This window comes from Aeromicrobium sp. CF3.5 (assembly GCF_051262695.1).
Lineage (GTDB): Bacteria > Actinomycetota > Actinomycetes > Propionibacteriales > Nocardioidaceae > Aeromicrobium.
This window is the reverse complement of sequence record NZ_JBIMEZ010000002.1, coordinates 391,862-409,108: the sequence shown is the minus strand read 5'-3', so window position 1 is coordinate 409,108 and position 17,247 is coordinate 391,862. Positions and strand designations below refer to the sequence as shown.

18 protein-coding genes are annotated in these 17,247 nt (G+C 67.9%); 17 read left to right on the top strand and 1 reads right to left on the bottom strand.

The annotated features are described in order from the left end of the window. Window positions 1–3: 3 nt before the first annotated feature. Complete coding sequence (locus ACHAA3_RS05620; protein WP_435707967.1) at window positions 4–552, top strand: NUDIX hydrolase; 549 nt, start codon at window positions 4–6, stop codon at window positions 550–552. Here ACHAA3_RS05620 and ACHAA3_RS05615 read toward each other — a convergent pair. Continuing rightward, window positions 528–1,679 carry a hypothetical protein gene (locus tag ACHAA3_RS05615; protein WP_435707966.1) on the bottom strand — a complete coding sequence of 384 codons (1,152 nt, stop codon included), beginning with the start codon at window positions 1,677–1,679 and terminating at the stop codon, window positions 528–530. The genes ACHAA3_RS05620 and ACHAA3_RS05615 overlap by 25 nt on opposite strands. A gap of 105 nt (window positions 1,680–1,784) precedes the next feature. On the opposite strand from ACHAA3_RS05615, the gene ACHAA3_RS05610 reads away from it, so the two are divergent. The 16 genes from ACHAA3_RS05610 (at window position 1,785) to rpsS (ending at window position 17,212) form a co-directional block, all read left to right on the top strand. After that, the gene (locus ACHAA3_RS05610; RefSeq protein ID WP_435707965.1) at window positions 1,785–3,089 is read left to right on the top strand and encodes a hydroxyacid-oxoacid transhydrogenase; all 1,305 of its coding nucleotides are present in this window, start codon (window positions 1,785–1,787) and stop codon (window positions 3,087–3,089) included. Further along, a complete protein-coding gene (locus tag ACHAA3_RS05605) occupies window positions 3,086–3,790 on the top strand; it encodes a GntR family transcriptional regulator (protein WP_435707964.1) in 705 nt (234 codons plus the stop codon). The genes ACHAA3_RS05610 and ACHAA3_RS05605 overlap by 4 nt, the downstream gene beginning before the upstream one ends. Before the next feature lie 10 nt (window positions 3,791–3,800). Beyond that, on the top strand, window positions 3,801–6,665 hold the full coding sequence (locus ACHAA3_RS05600) for an FAD-binding and (Fe-S)-binding domain-containing protein (protein WP_435707963.1): 2,865 nt from the start codon (window positions 3,801–3,803) through the stop codon (window positions 6,663–6,665). 80 nt (window positions 6,666–6,745) lie between these two features. Then, window positions 6,746–7,489, top strand: coding sequence for a maleylpyruvate isomerase family mycothiol-dependent enzyme (locus tag ACHAA3_RS05595; RefSeq protein WP_435707962.1), 744 nt, complete (start codon window positions 6,746–6,748; stop codon window positions 7,487–7,489). A 214-nt stretch (window positions 7,490–7,703) separates the two neighbouring features. Further along, window positions 7,704–8,075, top strand: a complete 372-nt coding sequence (rpsL, locus tag ACHAA3_RS05590; RefSeq protein ID WP_435707961.1) for a 30S ribosomal protein S12 — start codon at window positions 7,704–7,706, stop codon at window positions 8,073–8,075. Continuing rightward, window positions 8,076–8,546, top strand: a complete 471-nt coding sequence (rpsG, locus tag ACHAA3_RS05585) for a 30S ribosomal protein S7 (protein ID WP_435707960.1) — start codon at window positions 8,076–8,078, stop codon at window positions 8,544–8,546. Window positions 8,547–8,630: 84 nt separating this feature from the next. Beyond that, entirely contained in the window at window positions 8,631–10,742 is a 2,112-nt protein-coding gene (fusA, locus tag ACHAA3_RS05580; RefSeq protein ID WP_435707959.1) for an elongation factor G, read from the top strand. Window positions 10,743–10,811: 69 nt separating this feature from the next. Further along, window positions 10,812–12,005, top strand: coding sequence for an elongation factor Tu (tuf, locus tag ACHAA3_RS05575; protein WP_435707958.1), 1,194 nt, complete (start codon window positions 10,812–10,814; stop codon window positions 12,003–12,005). A gap of 136 nt (window positions 12,006–12,141) precedes the next feature. Further along, window positions 12,142–13,056, top strand: coding sequence for a cation diffusion facilitator family transporter (locus ACHAA3_RS05570; protein WP_435707957.1), 915 nt, complete (start codon window positions 12,142–12,144; stop codon window positions 13,054–13,056). 22 nt (window positions 13,057–13,078) lie between these two features. After that, entirely contained in the window at window positions 13,079–13,390 is a 312-nt protein-coding gene (locus tag ACHAA3_RS05565; protein WP_435707956.1) for a 4a-hydroxytetrahydrobiopterin dehydratase, read from the top strand. A gap of 340 nt (window positions 13,391–13,730) precedes the next feature. Further along, window positions 13,731–14,039, top strand: coding sequence for a 30S ribosomal protein S10 (gene rpsJ / locus ACHAA3_RS05560; protein WP_038273034.1), 309 nt, complete (start codon window positions 13,731–13,733; stop codon window positions 14,037–14,039). 62 nt (window positions 14,040–14,101) lie between these two features. Next, entirely contained in the window at window positions 14,102–14,764 is a 663-nt protein-coding gene (gene rplC, locus ACHAA3_RS05555) for a 50S ribosomal protein L3 (protein ID WP_435708220.1), read from the top strand. Further along, window positions 14,761–15,771: a 50S ribosomal protein L4 sunset domain variant gene (gene rplD, locus ACHAA3_RS05550; RefSeq protein WP_435708219.1), complete on the top strand. Its 1,011-nt coding sequence runs from the start codon at window positions 14,761–14,763 to the stop codon at window positions 15,769–15,771. The genes rplC and rplD overlap by 4 nt, the downstream gene beginning before the upstream one ends. After that, entirely contained in the window at window positions 15,768–16,070 is a 303-nt protein-coding gene (rplW, locus tag ACHAA3_RS05545) for a 50S ribosomal protein L23 (protein ID WP_435707954.1), read from the top strand. The genes rplD and rplW overlap by 4 nt, the downstream gene beginning before the upstream one ends. Before the next feature lie 14 nt (window positions 16,071–16,084). Continuing rightward, on the top strand, window positions 16,085–16,912 hold the full coding sequence (gene rplB / locus ACHAA3_RS05540; protein ID WP_435707953.1) for a 50S ribosomal protein L2: 828 nt from the start codon (window positions 16,085–16,087) through the stop codon (window positions 16,910–16,912). 18 nt (window positions 16,913–16,930) lie between these two features. After that, a complete protein-coding gene (gene rpsS, locus ACHAA3_RS05535; protein WP_435707952.1) occupies window positions 16,931–17,212 on the top strand; it encodes a 30S ribosomal protein S19 in 282 nt (93 codons plus the stop codon). Window positions 17,213–17,247: the final 35 nt, after the last annotated feature.

Sequence of the window (17,247 nt, the reverse complement as noted above, 5' to 3'; positions counted from 1 at the left end):
GTCGTGACCTCACCGCCGGACGGGACGACGTCGGACTCCGCACACGGCTCCGAGGGGCTCGGTACTCATCGGACCCAGAGGTTGGGTGCCTACGCGGTGGCCTTCCGCGCGGGTGTCGGCGGCGACGAGATGCTCTTGACGCGCATCTCTGCGGTGGGCTATCCGGCCGGTGCGTGGACCCTGCCGGGGGGAGGTGTCGATCACGGTGAGTCGCCCCACGACGCCGTGCGCCGCGAGCTGTTCGAGGAGACCGGTCTCCGGGCCCGCGAGGCACAGCTGATCGACGTGCACGACGTCCACGTCGTGGAGCAGGGCCGCGACGACCGCTTCGAGGACTATCACGGCGTGCACCTGCTGTACTCGGTCTCCGTCGATCCTGACGCCCCGCTGGAGGTCATCGACGCAGGTGGCACCACGGATCTGGCTGCCTGGGTCCCGGTCGCCGACATCGGCGTGTCGGTGACCCCGGTCCTGGGGATGGTGACCCACGCCCTCGGTCATCGGACCGGGAGCCACGGCCCCGAGTCCTACCGGGGTGCGTCGGGCGGATAGACCCGCAGCAGGACGTAGTTGCCACGCGCGGACAGCACGTAGGTGGCGCGGTAGTAGGTGCCGTCCTCCGAGCTGCCGGTGTAGGTGGTGTTGACCTCGTTGAGCTCGACTGCGACGTCCTTGGCCACCTCGCCCTCGATGCGTTCCTCCACCCATCGCTGGGCCAGCAGGTCCGCCGTGGCGGCCTTGTCGGTCGTGAGCTCGACGAACTGCGGGGAGAAGCCGCTGAGGAGGATGATCGCGTCCTCGGGCGCCACGAAACCGTCGACCAAGGGGGTGTCAGCGGGGGCGTCGAGATCCATGCTGGGCCAGATGAGGCCCTCGGGATCGACGTCGGGCGAAATCTCCGCGATCTCGCCGATCTCGCTGGACTCACGTTCACGCTGACCTTCACGCACATCTCCGACGTAGCGGATCTGCAGGGTCATGACGGGCTGGCGCAACGCTGATGGAGCGGACGTGCGGGTCTCGACGTTGCCGGGATCCACGTTGACGACGACCCGGACCTCGCGGTCGTCCGCGGTCGTCCCGGTGACCTCGGCCGTGCACCCGGTGATGCGCATGTCGGTCTCGGTGCACATCTCGGTCAGCCGCATCGGGACGTCGGCCCCGGGCAGCATCGCCGAGATCTGCGCCATCATGCGCAGGACCACGACGGTAGGCGAACCGTCGATGCGCATCGTGGAGATCACGGTGTCGGGCCGGGGCTGCTCCTCCAACGGGTTGAACGAGTCCTGGCTCGGGCGGACGTCAGGCGTCGGGACCGGAACGGGCACCACCTCGTCGGGATTCTCCGCCCTTCGCTCAGCGAGATCCTCGCGGCGGTCGGCGTCTCGCTGCGCCTGAGCTGCCTGGAGATCGGGCGCGTAGGTCTTAATCATCTGCTCGCTGCGGATGCGGCTCAGCGGACCGAGCTGCGTGGCGCCGGCGGGAACCTGGAGGCCGTAGCCCAGCGGACTGTCCGGACCCGACTCGAAGATGGCGACGTCGGGCTTGGGACTGGCGGTCGCGGTCGCACTGGCGGTGGCGTCGGGAGCAGGATCACCCGAGCCGGCTTGGCAGGCAGCGAGAGCCAGTGTGGCGACGGACAGAATGGCGGCGCGGCGCACGGAAGCAGATGAGAACACAGTGCGCCCATCGTAGTTTCCGTGTCCCAGCGCGATGAGGTGCGGGACCTCGACCCGGCTCGTTCGTGCGTATTCTGCGTGGAACACCCACGAAAGAGGTCCGACGTGTCGACATTCGTTCCCGCCCATCCCGAGACCGTGTTCACCTACGGGGCTCCCGGTCTGAAGTTCGGCGTGGGGGCTCGCTTCGAGCTCGGCCACGATCTGGCCCAGTCGGGCGCGCGGCGGGTGCTGGTCGTGACCGATCCGGGAGTGGCGGCGACCGGAGCGCCGGCCGAGCTGGCCGAGAGCCTGGCCGCTGCTGGGGTCGAGGCTGTCGTGTTCGACCGATCGCGGGTCGAGCCGACCGACGGCAGTCTCATCGAGGCCATCGACTTCGGCCGCGCCGAGGGTCCGTTCGACGCGATCGTGGCGATCGGCGGGGGCAGCAGCATCGACACCGCCAAGGCGGTCAACCTGCTCACCACCAACGAGGGCGAGCTGATGGACTACGTCAACGCGCCAGTGGGGCTGGGCCGTGCACCCGCCCAGGCGCTGCTGCCTCTGATCGCCATTCCGACGACGACCGGGACCGGCAGCGAGAGCACCACCATCTGCGTGCTGGACGTGGTCAGTCAGCACGTCAAGACCGGCATCTCGCACGCCCGTCTGCGTCCCACCATGGCGATCGTCGATCCGCAGCTGACCCTCACCCAGCCGGCGAGTGTCACCGCGGCTTCTGGCCTTGACATCTTGTGCCACGCGCTCGAGAGCTACACCGCGCGGCCCTACACCTCCTACGAGCACAAGCAGCCCGGAGAGCGCGTGCCGTACTGCGGAGCCAACCCGATCGCGGACATGTGGTCGGAGAAGGCACTGAGCCTGATGGCGACGTCCTTTCGCTCCGCCGTCCAGCACGGCGACGATCTGGAGGCGCGCACCCAGATGGCGATGGCCGCGACGTTCGCCGGCCTGGGCTTCGGCAACGCGGGTGTGCACATCCCACACGCCAACGCCTACCCGATCGCCGGTCGGGTGCGCGACTTCCGACCCGACGGCTACGGTCCCGACGGTGGTCCGGCCGACCATGCGATGGTGCCGCACGGCATGGCGGTGTCGCTGAGTGCACCGGCCGCATTCCGCTTCACCTTCGACGCGTCACCGGATCGGCACGTGCGTGCCGCCGAGCTGTTGGCGCCGACCGCACAGCGCCCCGATGACGTCTCGGAGTTCCTGCCCACCGTGCTGGCCCAGGTGATGCGCGACGTGGGCATCCCCTCGGGCCTGGCCGAGGTCGGCTTCGGAGACGGCGACATCACCGACCTGGCCGAGGGGGCGATGAAGCAGCAACGACTGCTCGCCACCGCGCCGCGCGAGGTGACCGAGGACGACGTTGCCACGATCCTGCGGCAGTCGATCGAGCTGTGGTGAGCGAGGCCCCCGCAGCACGATCGACCACCGAGGACGTCTTCGCCCGCCTGCGCGAGCAGATTCTCACCGGGGTGCTCGCTCCCGGAGAGCAGCACTCGATCTACCGACTCTCCGACGCGCTGGGTGTCTCGCGCACCCCCGTCCGGGAGGCTGTGCTGCGGCTGGCCGACCTGGGACTCGTGACGATCGAGCGCAACCGGGGCGTCACAGTGCGTGGCGTGCAGGCAGAGGACGTGCGCGACGTCTTCGAGCTGCGCCTCCTGCTGGAGGTGCCGGCCGCGGCCGGGGCGGCCACGCACGCCGACGACGCCCTGCGGGCTCGACTGGTCGCTGCCCTCGATGCGATGCGGCAGGCGGCCCGGATCGGCGACGAGGTCAGCTTCACAGGTCACGATCGCGACCTGCACGCCGTGCTGGGGGAGGCACTGGGCAATCGGAGGCTCTCGCAGGAGGTGGATCGCCTGCGCGACTCGATCCAGGTGCGCGGGGTCTCCACGATCGACCGCACCCGCACCATGTCCGACATCGCCGAGGAGCACGCGCCGATCGTCGCCGCAGTCGTCGGCGGCGACGCGCTCGCGGCCGCGGCGGCGATGCGCACCCACCTCGAGCACACGGCAGCGCTGCTCCTCGGTGACGTCGACCTCCGACCTTGGACGAGAAGCCGGACATGGCGCGACGGAGGCCCCGGAATCGAGTAGCATGCTACTCATGACGCATGTGGTGGAGCGGGACGTGACGGCTCGAGACGTGGTGCACCAGCTGCGCGGCAACGGGGTGCGCGATGTCGACGACTCGACCCTTGCCCGTGCGCTCTACAGCACCGACGCGTCGCTGTACCGCGTCGAACCGACCGTCGTGGTCCGCCCGCGCGACGTCGAGGAGGTGCTGGCCGTCGTGGACGCCTGCGCCCGGACCGGTGTGCCGCTGACCTCGCGTGGCGCTGGCACCTCGATCGCCGGCAACGCGGTCGGTACCGGGGTGGTGATGGACCTGGCCAAGCACCTGACCCGTGTGCACGAGGTCGATGTCGAGGCGCGGACCGCGCGGGTCGAGCCCGGCATCGTGCATGCCTCCCTGCAGCGGGCCACGGCCCCGCACGGATTGCGGTACGGACCGGATCCGTCCACGCACACGCGCTGCACCATCGGCGGGATGATCGGCAACAACGCCTGCGGCAACCGTGCGCTCGGCTACGGGCGCAGCGCCGACAACGTCGCCGCGCTGCAGATCGTCACAGCGGCGGGGGAGCGGCTCGATCTCGTCCGCGGCGAGACCCCGGGTGCGGGAGTCGGCTCTGCCACCCTCGAGCGACTGCGTGGCGTGATCGCCGACGACCTCGCCACGGTCCGTACCGAGTTCGGACGTTTCGGTCGTCAGGTCTCCGGCTACAGCCTCGAGCATCTGCTGCCCGAACGCGGCTTCGACGTCGCCTCCTTCATGGCTGGCACCGAGGGCACCCTGGCGGTGACGCTCGGCGCGACGGTCGACCTCGTCGACGTTCCGCGGCACGTCCACCTCGTGGTTCTCGGTTACCCGACGATGGCAGATGCCGCGGACGACGTCCCCACCATGCTGCCGTTCGGTCCGATTGCCTGCGAAGGTCTGGGCGCTCGGATCGTCGACATCTTCCGGGCCGCCCGGGGGGACAGCGCCCTGCCCGACCTGCCCCGCGGTGACGGATACCTCTATGTCGAGCTGGCCGGCGACGACCCGGCCGAGCTTGCCGCTCGCGCGGCGCGCGTCGTGCAGGCATCGGCAGCTCTGGCGCACCGCGACGTCGTGGCGCCGGTGGAGCAGGCCGTGCTGTGGCAGGTTCGCGAGGAGGGTGCGGGCCTGGCGAGTCGTTCGTTCGACCGACCCGCGCTGTCGGGCTGGGAGGACGCCGCGGTGCCGCCCACCAACCTGGGCGCCTACCTGCGCGACTTCGAGGCACTGATGACCCAGCACAACGTGCAGGGCCACCCCTACGGGCACTTCGGTGACGGCTGCGTGCACGTGCGCATCGACTTCCCCCTCGAGCAGGGCCAGGGACACCGGACCTACCGCGACTTCATCACCGACGCCGCCCGCCTCACCGCCTCGCACGGCGGCTCGTTCTCCGGCGAGCACGGCGACGGGCGCGCGCGCAGCGAGCTGCTGCCACTCATGTACTCCGCCGAGGCGATCGAGATGTTCGGCCGGGTCAAGCACGTGTTCGACCCCGAGAGCCTGCTCAACCCCGGCGTCCTGGTCGACCCCCGGCCGTTCGACGCAGACCTGCGGGGACAACATCGTTCGTGGGGCCTGCAGGGCGAACGCAAGGGACTTCGTCTGCTCGACGATGGCGGCAGCCTGGGTGCAGCGGCCCACCGCTGCACCGGTGTCGGCAAGTGCGTCGTGGCCAACCCTTCGGGCGGGACCGTGATGTGTCCGTCGTTCCAGGCCACGCGCGACGAGAAGGACAGCACGCGCGGACGGGCCCGGGTGCTGCAGGAGATGATCGACGGACGTCTCGTGGGCGGTGGGTACCGGGCACCGGAGGTGCACGAGGCTCTGGATCTGTGCCTGTCGTGCAAGGGCTGCGCCAGCGACTGCCCGACCGGCGTCGACATGGCGACCTACAAGTCCGAGATCCTGCACCAGACCTATCGGGGCCGGATCCGGCCCCGGAGCCACTACGTGCTCGGTCGGTTGCCGATGTGGGCGCGCCTCGCCTCCCCGATCGCCGCCGTCGCGAATCTGGGTCTGCAGATCCCCGGGCTCGCCCACCTCGCGCGATGGGTCGCTGGAGTCGACCAGCGTCGCAGCCTTCCGCCGTTCGCCCAGTCGGGTCTGCGCCGTGGCGCTCTGGGACGGTGGGTCCGGCGTCGCGCCGTCCCGACCGTCGAGGCCCCGCACGGACCGGTCCTGCTGTGGGCCGACTCCTTCACGGAGTACTTCAGCAGCGAGGGCGGCCGCGCCGCAGTCAGCCTGCTGGAGGAGGCTGGCTACCGCGTCGAGCTGCTCGACCGTCCCGCCTGCTGCGGCCTGACCTGGATCACGACGGGACAGCTCGATGCGGCACGCGCGATCGTCGGCCGCACCGTGGAGGCGTTGCATCCCTACGTGGCCGACGGCATCCCGATCGTCGGACTGGAGCCGTCCTGCCTCGGTGTGCTGAGATCCGACGCCGTCGAGCTGCTCGAGGATCCTCGAGCAGCCGAGGTGGCGGCCGGTGTCCTGACCCTCGCCGAGCTCCTGCAGCGCACCGAGGGATGGCAGCCACCAGACCTGACCGGAACCGAGCTGGTGGTGCAGCCGCACTGTCATCAGGCGTCGGTCATCGGGTTCGGGCCCGATCTGGCGCTGCTCGAGTCGACGGGGGCGTCCATCAAACGGCTGGGCGGCTGCTGCGGTCTGGCCGGCAACTTCGGCGTCGAGAAGGGCCACTACGAGGTGTCGGTCGCCGTGGCCGAGCAGCAGCTGCTGCCGGCGATCCGCGACGCCGGGCCAGGGGCGATCGTCGTGGCCGACGGCTTCTCGTGCCGCACCCAGCTGACCGATCTCACCGACACCGCTCCGGTGCACCTGGCCCAGCTGCTGCGAAGGTCCTGACGCGCTGGCCCAAGATCGGTCGAGCCCAGCCGAGCGGCGCGGGCCTGCATCGGACGTTGCTCCGGCCTATGATCAGGGCGATGCCAGCCATGGAGCGTGCCGACCAGATCACCCATCTCAGCGCAGCCATGAGCCGTTTCGCCGACCTGGTTGCCGACGCCGACGGTGACGAACCCGTGGTCAGCTGTGACGGTTGGACCCTCGATGACCTGGTGCTCCACCTGGGCGCCATCCACCGGTGGGCGGCGTCCATCGTGCTGGGCGGTGCGCGCGGCCTGGCCGAGCCCACGCCGCTGGTGCGTGGTCCTCGCGCTGAGTGGTACGCCGGATGTGCGGCCGCGCTCCTTGCGGCGCTGGACGCCGTCGATCCCGACGAACCCGTCCCCAACTTCTCGCGCCTGCGCGAGACGGCCGCGTTCTGGACGGCCCGCCAGCTGCACGAGACCACGGTGCACGCGGTCGACGCCGCACAGTCGTTGGGAGCCCACGAGCCCTGGGGCGTCACGCCTGAGGTCGCGGCGCACGGCATCGACGAGGTGCTCGGGGTGTTCTTCCCCCGCATGACCGCACTCGGCCGGCGCCCCGACGTGCGGGTCCGGGTGCGGCTCGATGCGATCGACCGCTACGACTCGTGGATCACCGCTCCCGGCAGCGACCCGAACGGGCCCCCGATGCAGCTGCACAGCAATGCCGACGCCGACACGTCCGCGCGGGGCACCACGGGCGAGCTCTATCTCGCGCTGTGGGGCCGCATTCCCGTCGATCGCCTCAGCTACGACTCGCCCGAGGCGCGCGCCGTCTTCGAGGGACCACGCACCAGCTGACCGGTCGCACCGCCCACCCGTTCAGGACCGCGCTGACGGCATTTTGACCCGCCATGGCTCACCCGGTAGTGTGGGCAGCCGTGTCTGGAGTGACCAGACCGACGCACGCATCCCGTCCTGTCTCCGGTGTCCGCACAGTTGATCATCGGGGAACGTTCGATGGCGAGTGCGTCGAAGATCGAGACTCTCCTCAGTCAAGAAGAAGGATGTCGTAGTGCCCACCATTAATCAGCTGGTCCGTCATGGTCGCCAGCGCAAGGTCGTCAAGACGGCCACCCCGGCTCTGAAGAGCTCGCCCCAGCGTCGCGGAGTGTGCACGCGTGTGTACACGACCACTCCGAAGAAGCCCAACTCCGCACTGCGCAAGGTCGCCCGCATCCGCTTGTCCAGCGGTGCCGAGGTCACGGCCTACATCCCCGGTGAGGGACACAACCTGCAGGAGCACTCCATCGTGCTCGTCCGCGGTGGTCGCGTGAAGGACCTCCCCGGCGTTCGCTACAAGGTCGTGCGCGGCGCGCTCGACACCCAGTCGGTCAAGGGCCGCAAGCAGGCTCGCTCCCTCTACGGCGCGAAGAAGGAGAAGTAAATGCCCCGCAAAGGTCCCGCACCGAAGCGCCCCGTCGAGACCGATCCGGTCTACGGCAGCCAGATGGTCACCTCGTTGATCAACAAGGTCCTCGTCGACGGCAAGAAGCAGGTTGCTCAGCGCATCGTGTACGCCGCGCTCGAAGGCACCCGTGAGAAGTCCGGCACCGATCCGGTCATCACGCTCAAGCGCGCGCTCGACAACGTCAAGCCCAGCCTCGAGGTCAAGAGCCGTCGCGTCGGTGGCGCCACCTACCAGGTGCCCGTCGAGGTCCGCCCGGCGCGCCAGAACACGCTCGCTCTGCGCTGGCTCGTCGGCTATGCCGGCTCCCGCCGTGAGAAGACGATGTCCCAGCGCCTCATGAACGAGCTGCTCGATGCCTCCAACGGCCTCGGCGGTGCGGTCAAGAAGCGCGAAGACACCCACAAGATGGCCGAAGCCAACAAGGCGTTCGCCCACTACCGCTGGTGACCACCACCCGCGGCCCGCTCACCCGGTGGGCGGCCGCGGGACCCCAGCTCGCATCCATCCACGAACTTCGAGGGAAGCTTTCCAGTGGCTACTGACATCTCCACCGACCTCAAGCGGGTCCGCAACATCGGCATCATGGCGCACATCGATGCCGGCAAGACGACCACGACTGAGCGCATCTTGTTCTACACCGGCATCACGTACAAGATCGGCGAGGTCCACGACGGTGGCGCCACGATGGACTGGATGGAGCAGGAGCAGGAGCGCGGCATCACCATCACGTCCGCCGCGACCACCTGCTGGTGGAAGGACCACCAGATCAACATCATCGACACCCCCGGACACGTCGACTTCACCGTCGAGGTCGAGCGCTCGTTGCGCGTGCTCGACGGCGCCGTGGCCGTGTTCGACGGCGTCGCCGGAGTCGAGCCGCAGTCCGAGACCGTCTGGCGTCAGGCCGACAAGTACGGCGTCCCGCGCATGTGCTTCATCAACAAGCTCGACCGCACCGGTGCCAGCTTCGACTTCTGTGTCAAGACCATCACCGAGCGCCTCGGCGCCACCCCGCTGGTGCTCCAGCTGCCGATCGGCGCTGAGTCCGACTTCCTCGGTGTGGTCGACCTCGTCGGCATGCGCGCCCTCACCTGGCGTGGCGAGACCGCGATCGGTGAGGACTACGACATCGAGGAGATCCCGGCCGACCTGGCCGAGGCAGCCGCCGAGGGACGCGAGAAGCTGCTCGAGACCCTGTCCGACGTCGACGACGCCATCGCCGAGAAGTTCCTCGAGGGCGAGGACATCGGCGTCGACGAGCTGAAGGCTGCCATCCGCCGCGCCACGCTCGCCACCGCGCTCAACCCCGTCGTGTGCGGCACCGCGTTCAAGAACAAGGGCGTCCAGCCCCTGCTCGACGCCGTGATCGACTACCTGCCGTCGCCCATCGACGTCGGCGCGATCAAGGGCCTCGACGCCAAGGACGAGACCAAGTCCGACACGCGCGAGCCCACCGAGGACGAGCCGTTCGCCGGCCTGGCCTTCAAGATCGCCGCGGACCCGCACCTGGGCAAGCTGACGTTCGTCCGGGTCTACTCGGGTCGTCTCGAGGCCGGCACGCAGGTGCTCAACGTGACCAAGGGTCGCAAGGAGCGGATCGGCAAGATCTACCAGATGCACGCCAACAAGCGTGAGGAGATCGCGTCGGTCGGCGCCGGCCAGATCGTGGCCGTCATGGGCCTCAAGGACACCACCACGGGTGAGACGCTGGCCGACTCGGCCAAGCCGATCGTCCTGGAGTCCATGACGTTCCCCGCTCCGGTCATCCAGGTCGCGATCGAGCCCAAGACCAAGAGTGACCAGGAGAAGCTCGGCGTCGCCATCCAGCGACTCGCCGAGGAGGACCCGACCTTCCAGGTGCACACCGACGAAGAGACCGGCCAGACCATCATCGCCGGTATGGGCGAGCTGCACCTCGACATCCTCGTCGATCGCATGAAGCGTGAGTTCAACGTCGAGGCCAACGTCGGCAAGCCCCAGGTCGCGTACCGCGAGACCATCAAGGGAACCGTCAAGGGTCACAGCTACACCCACAAGAAGCAGACGGGTGGCTCGGGCCAGTTCGCCAAGGTCGTCATCGGCATCGCTCCCACGGGACCGGTCATCGGTGGCGAGGGCGGATACGAGTTCGACAACGCTGTCACCGGTGGACGCGTCCCCAAGGAGTACATCCCCTCGGTCGACGCTGGAGCCCAGAACGCCATGGAGTTCGGCGTCCTGGCCGGCTACCCGATGGTCGACGTGAAGGTCACGCTCGAGGACGGCGCGTACCACGACGTCGACTCCTCCGAGCTCGCCTTCAAGCTCGCCGGCACCATGGCCTTCAAGGAGGCCGTGCGCAAGGCCGATCCAGTGATCCTCGAGCCCGTGTTCGCGGTCGAGGTCACCACGCCCGAGGACTACATGGGCGACGTGATCGGTGACCTCAACTCCCGCCGCGGCCAGGTCCAGGCCATGGAGGAAGGTTACGGTGGCGCCAAGATGATCAAGGCGATCGTGCCACTGTCCGAGATGTTCGGGTACGTCGGTGACCTGAGGTCCAAGACCTCGGGCCGTGCGTCATACTCGATGCAGTTCGACTCCTATGCCGAAGTTCCCAAGAACGTGGCAGAAGAGATCATCAAGAAGGCCCGCGGCGAGTAGTACTAGCCCGGTCCTGCAGTATCCCCAGACAAACCCAGCACAGCAGTACACCAACCAGGAGGAGCCCCAGTGGCCAAGGCGAAGTTCGAGCGGACAAAGCCGCACATGAACATCGGCACCATCGGACACATCGACCACGGCAAGACGACCTTGACCGCGGCGATCACCAAGGTGCTGCACGACGCGTACCCCGATCTGAACCAGGCCTCGGCCTTCGATCAGATCGACAAGGCGCCCGAAGAGCGTCAGCGCGGGATCACGATCTCGATCGCGCACGTGGAGTACCAGACGGAGTCGCGTCACTACGCGCACGTCGACTGCCCCGGCCACGCTGACTACGTCAAGAACATGATCACGGGTGCGGCCCAGATGGACGGTGCCATTCTCGTGGTGGCCGCCACCGACGGCCCCATGCCCCAGACGCGCGAGCACGTGCTGCTCGCCAAGCAGGTCGGCGTGCCCGCCATGGTCGTCGCGCTGAACAAGTGCGACATGGTCGACGACGAGGAGATCCTCGAGCTCGTCGAGCTCGAGGTCCGCGAGCTGCTCAGCGACCAGGACTTCGACGGAGACAACGTCCCCGTCGTCAAGGTCGCCGCTCACCCCGCGCTGCAGGGTGACGCCAAGTGGAGCGAGGCCATCCTCGAGCTCATGCAGGCCGTCGACGACTACATCCCGATGCCCGAGCGTGAGACCGACAAGCCGTTCCTCATGCCCGTCGAGGACGTCTTCACGATCACCGGTCGTGGCACCGTCATCACCGGCCGTATCGAGCGGGGCATCATCAAGGTCAACGAGAACGTCGACCTGGTCGGCATCCGTGAGACCAAGCAGAGCACCACGGTCACCGCGATCGAGATGTTCCGCAAGTTCCTCGACGAGGGCCAGGCCGGCGAGAACGTCGGACTGCTGCTGCGCGGCACCAAGCGTGAAGACGTCGAGCGCGGCATGGTCGTCATCGCTCCCGGCTCCACGACGCCGCACACCGACTTCGAGGGCCAGGTCTACATCCTGTCCAAGGAGGAGGGTGGCCGTCACAAGCCGTTCTTCAACAACTACCGTCCGCAGTTCTACTTCCGCACCACGGACGTCACCGGCGTCATCACGCTGCCCGAGGGCACCGAGATGGTCATGCCCGGCGACAACACCGAGATGACGGTCGCGCTGATCCAGCCGATCGCCATGGAGGAAGGCCTGCGCTTCGCCATCCGCGAGGGCGGCCGCACCGTCGGCGCCGGACGCGTGACGAAGATCAACAAGTGAGCTAGCTTCACACGGCACGTGCGTTGCCCCCATCGCTCCGGCGGTGGGGGCTTCGTCGTTGTCCGCGGTCCGGCCTGTCGAGAGTGGTTGTCATGGCCGGCTCGTCTGAAGGCCGAGTAGTCCGTAGCCTCAGGGCATGGGTCACTCGCATGCGCACGGGACAGGACTGGAGCACCGCTCGCGACTCGCCCTGGTCCTCGGCCTGACGCTCGCCGTGCTTCTGGCGGAGGCGGTGGTCGCTGTCCTCACCGGCAGTCTCGCGCTGTTGGCGGACGCCGGCCACATGCTGGGGGACTCGGTTGGACTTCTGATGGCGCTGGCCGCCATCACGGTCGCCCAGCGCGGGGGAGGGCCAGGATCGCGCCGATCATTCGGCTACCACCGCACCGAGGTGCTCGCCGCCGGCCTCAACGGCCTGTTTCTCCTCGTCCTGTCAGGCTTCATCGTGTTCCACGCCATCGGTCGCCTCGGTGCCGACACGCAGCTCGAGGCCACGCCGATCCTGATCGCTGGCGCCGTAGGCCTGGTGGCGAACGTCGTCGGACTGCTGCTGCTGCGCGATGGTGCCGACAAGAGTCTCAATCTGCGCGGTGCCTATCTCGAGGTGATGGGCGATGCTCTGGGCTCGGTCGCCGTGCTGGTCTCGGCCGGCATCATCGCCGTCACCGGGTGGGCGGAGGCCGACGCGATCGCCTCGCTGGTGATCGCCGCACTCATCGTGCCGCGCGCACTCTCTCTGCTCGGCGACGTCGCCGAGGTCCTGCTCGAGGCGACGCCCAAGGAGGTCGACCTGGATGAGCTCCGATCACACATCTTGGGCGTCGACGGGGTCGTCGAGGTGCACGACCTGCACGTCTGGACCATCACGTCGGGCATGCCCGTCATGACGGCGCACGTGGTCGTTGACGACTCGGTGGCCGGAATGGGAGAGGCGCACAGCGTGCTGGACCGGCTGCACGCCTGCTGCTCCTCGCACTTCGACGTCGAGCACTCGACCTTCCAGATCGAGACGGCCGAGCACCGCGAGTCCGAGCGCCACACTCATCACTGACCTACCCCCAGGAGGAAACCTCATGTCCGATCCGAAGCAGGTGCTCGACGAAGCCCAGGTCCGCGCCGAGCAGCTCAGTGACTGGCGGTGGTCCGACGGCGCCCTGTCCGCCACCTTCGGCACCGGGACCTTCGCCACGGGGCTGCAGCTCGTGGCTCGTCTCGGCGAAGCTGCCGAGGCAGCCAACCATCATCCCGATGTCGAGCTGACCTACCCGAGCGTCACGGTTCGTCTGACATCGCACGATGTCGGCGGGGTCACCTCGCGTGACACCGACCTGGCGCACGCCATCAGCACGTTCGCGCGTGAGCTCGAGGCGGACGCCAGCTCGTGACGAGCATTGCAGGGGGCTGATTTGTGTTTCCGCTGCGCCGTCTGTCAGACTAGTTCGGTTGCTCCGGCGCGGTCGCTGGGGTGTTGCGGTCAGGGCTCACGCCTGATCACCGTGCAATGCCGAACCTGAGACCGGGCTCGTCCCGCAGCAGCACGGGTACCAACCAGCATGACTGGTATCTGGGCGCAGCGGGTCCAACCACCCAACTCGACAAGTGTGTGACGAAAGCCCTTTGTGGTGCTCCGACACGCCCGACCTCGGGATTCGGAGGCCGGAGCCATGATCGGCCCGGATTCCACCGGGTCGACCTCAAGCGAAGCGAAGAAAAGGACATCAGAGCATGGCGGGACAGAAGATCCGTATCCGGCTCAAGGCCTACGACCACGAGGTCATTGACTCCTCGGCGCGCAAGATCGTCGACACGGTGACCCGTACGGGCGCCAAGGTCGCGGGCCCGGTGCCGTTGCCCACCGAGAAGAACGTGTTCTGCGTGATCCGTTCGCCGCACAAGTACAAGGACAGCCGCGAGCACTTCGAGATGCGCACGCACAAGCGCCTCATCGACATTCTCGACCCCACGCCGAAGACCGTCGACTCGCTGATGCGACTCGACCTGCCGGCCGGTGTCGACATCGAGATCAAGCTCTGAGGGAGGACGCCACCATGAGCAGCAATTCCACCGCCGCATCCGGCGGATCTTCCAGCACCGCCATGGCGCGCGGCCTCCTCGGCCGCAAGCTCGGCATGACGCAGGCCTGGACCGAGGGCAACCTCGTCGTGCCCGTCACGGTCATCGCCGCCGACACCAACGTCGTCACGCAGATTCGTACGCAGGAGACCGACGGCTACTCGGCCGTCCAGATCGGTTTCGGCGAGATCGCGGGACGCAAGGTCAACAAGCCGGCTTCGGGCCATTTCGCCAAGGCTGGCGTCACCCCGCGCCGCCACATGGTCGAGATCCGCACCGAGCAGATCGCCGACTACACGCTCGGCCAGGAGATCTCGGCCGACGTCTTCGCTGCCGGTGACACGATCGACGTCACCGCGACCAGCAAGGGCAAGGGCTTCGCCGGCGTCATGAAGCGTCACGGCTTCCACGGCGTGGGCGCTTCGCACGGCGCGCACCGCAACCACCGCAAGCCCGGCTCGATCGGTGGCTGCGCCACCCCGGGTCGCGTCTTCAAGGGTCTGCGCATGGCCGGCCACATGGGCACCGACCAGGTGACCACCCAGAACCTGACCATCCACTCGGTCGATGCCGAGAAGGGCCTCATCCTGGTCAAGGGCGCTGTGCCCGGGGCCAAGGGCGCGCTCGTGGTCGTCCGTACCGCGGCCAAGAAGCCGTTGGCCAACGCTGCAGCGAAGGGGGCCTGACCATGGCGAACACCGTAGACGTCGACCTGCCCGTTGACATCTTCAACACCCAGACCAACATCCCGCTGATCCACCAGGTTGTCGTGGCCCAACTGGCTGCGGCTCGTCAGGGAACTCACAAGGTCAAGACGCGTGCTGAGGTCTCCGGCGGTGGCAAGAAGCCGTATCGCCAGAAGGGCACAGGCCGCGCCCGTCAGGGCTCGATCCGCGCGCCCCAGTACGCCGGTGGTGGCATCGTGCACGGCCCCGTGCCGCGCTCGTACGATCAGCGCACGCCCAAGAAGATGAAGGCCGCCGCTCTGCGCGGTGCCCTCTCCGACCGGGTTCGCTCGGGTCGCGTCCACGTCGTGGACGCCCTGGTGACCGGTGATGCACTCTCCACCAAGGGCGCCATCGCTGCCGTGCGTGAGCTCACGCCGCGCACTCGGGTGCTCGTGGTCCTGCTCCGTGAGGACGGCGCCACGACCAGGAGCCTGCGCAACGCTGCGGGTATCGAGACGCTGACCTTCGACCAGCTGAACACCTACGACGTCCTCCGCAGCGACGACCTGATCTTCACCCAGCCCGCGTTCGACGCCTTCGTCGCCGCACGGTCGGCCGAGGGTGTCGAGACGATCAAGCTCAGCGCGGCTGCCACCGAGGTCTCGGCCAAGGACTCGGCTCCCGCGCCCAAGAAGTCGGCTGCGAAGAAGTCTGCGGCCAAGAAGGCGCCGGCCAAGAAGGCCGCCCCCACCAAGGTCGACGAGGCCAAGGTCGAGGAGACCGCAGGCGCGGACGCTCCCGCTGAGGACGGCGTCACCAAGACCCAGCCGTACGGTCCGGGTTCGAAGGCTCCCCTCAAGAGCGGCAACGCTCCCAAGGGCTTTGACATCAAGGGCAACGAGGACTCGATGAAGTACCACCAGCCTGACGGCCAGTGGTACGACGCCACGGAGGCCGAGGTCTGGTTCGACACCGCCGAGAGCGCCGAGGCCGCTGGCTTCACACAGGCTGGAGGAGACGCATGAGCACCATCCACAAGGATCACCGCGACGTCCTGATCGCCCCGGTGGTCAGCGAGAAGAGCTACGGCCTCCTCGACGACAACAAGTACACGTTCGTGGTGCACCCCGACGCCAACAAGACGGAGATCAAGATCGCCGTCGAGAAGATCTTCGGCGTCAAGGTCACCGCAGTGAACACGCTCAACCGCAAGGGCAAGACGCGTCGCACGCGCAATGGCCTCGGCAAGCGCAAGAACACCAAGCGCGCCGTGGTCAGTGTCGCCGCCGGTCAGAGCATCGACATCTTCTCGAGCCCGAGCTGAAGGACTGAGCAGACATGGCTATTCGCAAGTACAAGCCGACCACCCCGGGCCGTCGCGGCTCGAGCGTGGCGGACTTCGCTGAGATCACCCGGACCACGCCGGAGAAGTCACTGGTTCAGCCGTTGCCCAAGAAGGGCGGCCGCAACAACCAGGGACGCATCACGACTCGTCACCAAGGTGGCGGACACAAGCGTGCCTACCGGATCATCGACTTCCGTCGTTACGACAAGGACGGAGTGCCGGCCACGGTCGCGCACATCGAGTACGACCCCAACCGCACGGCGCGCATCGCGCTCCTGCACTATGCCGACGGCGAGAAGCGCTACATCATCGCGCCCGACGGCATTCGTCAGGGCCAGGCCGTCGAGTCCGGTGTCGGTGCCGACATCAAGGTGGGCAACAACCTCCCGCTGCGCAACATCCCCGTCGGCACGCAGATCCACGCTGTGGAGCTGCGGCCCGGTGGTGGCGCCAAGATGGGCCGCTCGGCCGGTGTCCGCGTGCAGCTCGTCGCCAAGGAAGGCACCAAGGCTCAGCTGCGGCTGCCGTCGGGCGAGATGCGCTACGTCGACGTCCGCTGCCGCGCCAGCATCGGCGAGGTCGGCAATGCCGAGCAGTCGAACATCAACTGGGGCAAGGCCGGCCGCAACCGTTGGAAGGGCAAGCGCCCGACCGTTCGCGGTGTCGTCATGAACCCGGTCGACCACCCGCACGGTGGCGGCGAGGGCAAGACCTCCGGTGGACGCCACCCGGTCTCGCCCTGGGGCAAGCCCGAAGGCCGTACGCGCAAGCGCAAGGCCAGTGACCAGATGATCGTCCGCCGCCGCAAGTCCGGCCGCTGATAAGGGATTGGTAAAGACATGCCTCGCAGTTTGAAGAAGGGCCCGTTCGTCGACGGCCACCTCGAGAAGAAGGTGGACGTCCAGAACGACAAGGGCACCCACACCGTGATCAAGACCTGGTCTCGTCGCTCGATGATCCTGCCGTCCTTCATCGGACACACGATCGCCGTGCACGACGGCCGCAAGCACGTCCCGGTGTTCGTCACCGATGCCATGGTCGGGCACAAGTTGGGCGAGTTCGCTCCGACCAAGACGTTCCGGGGCCATGAGAAGGATGACCGGAAGGCGAAGCGTCGATGAGTGAGCGTCAGCGAACGAACATGAACGATGTCGTC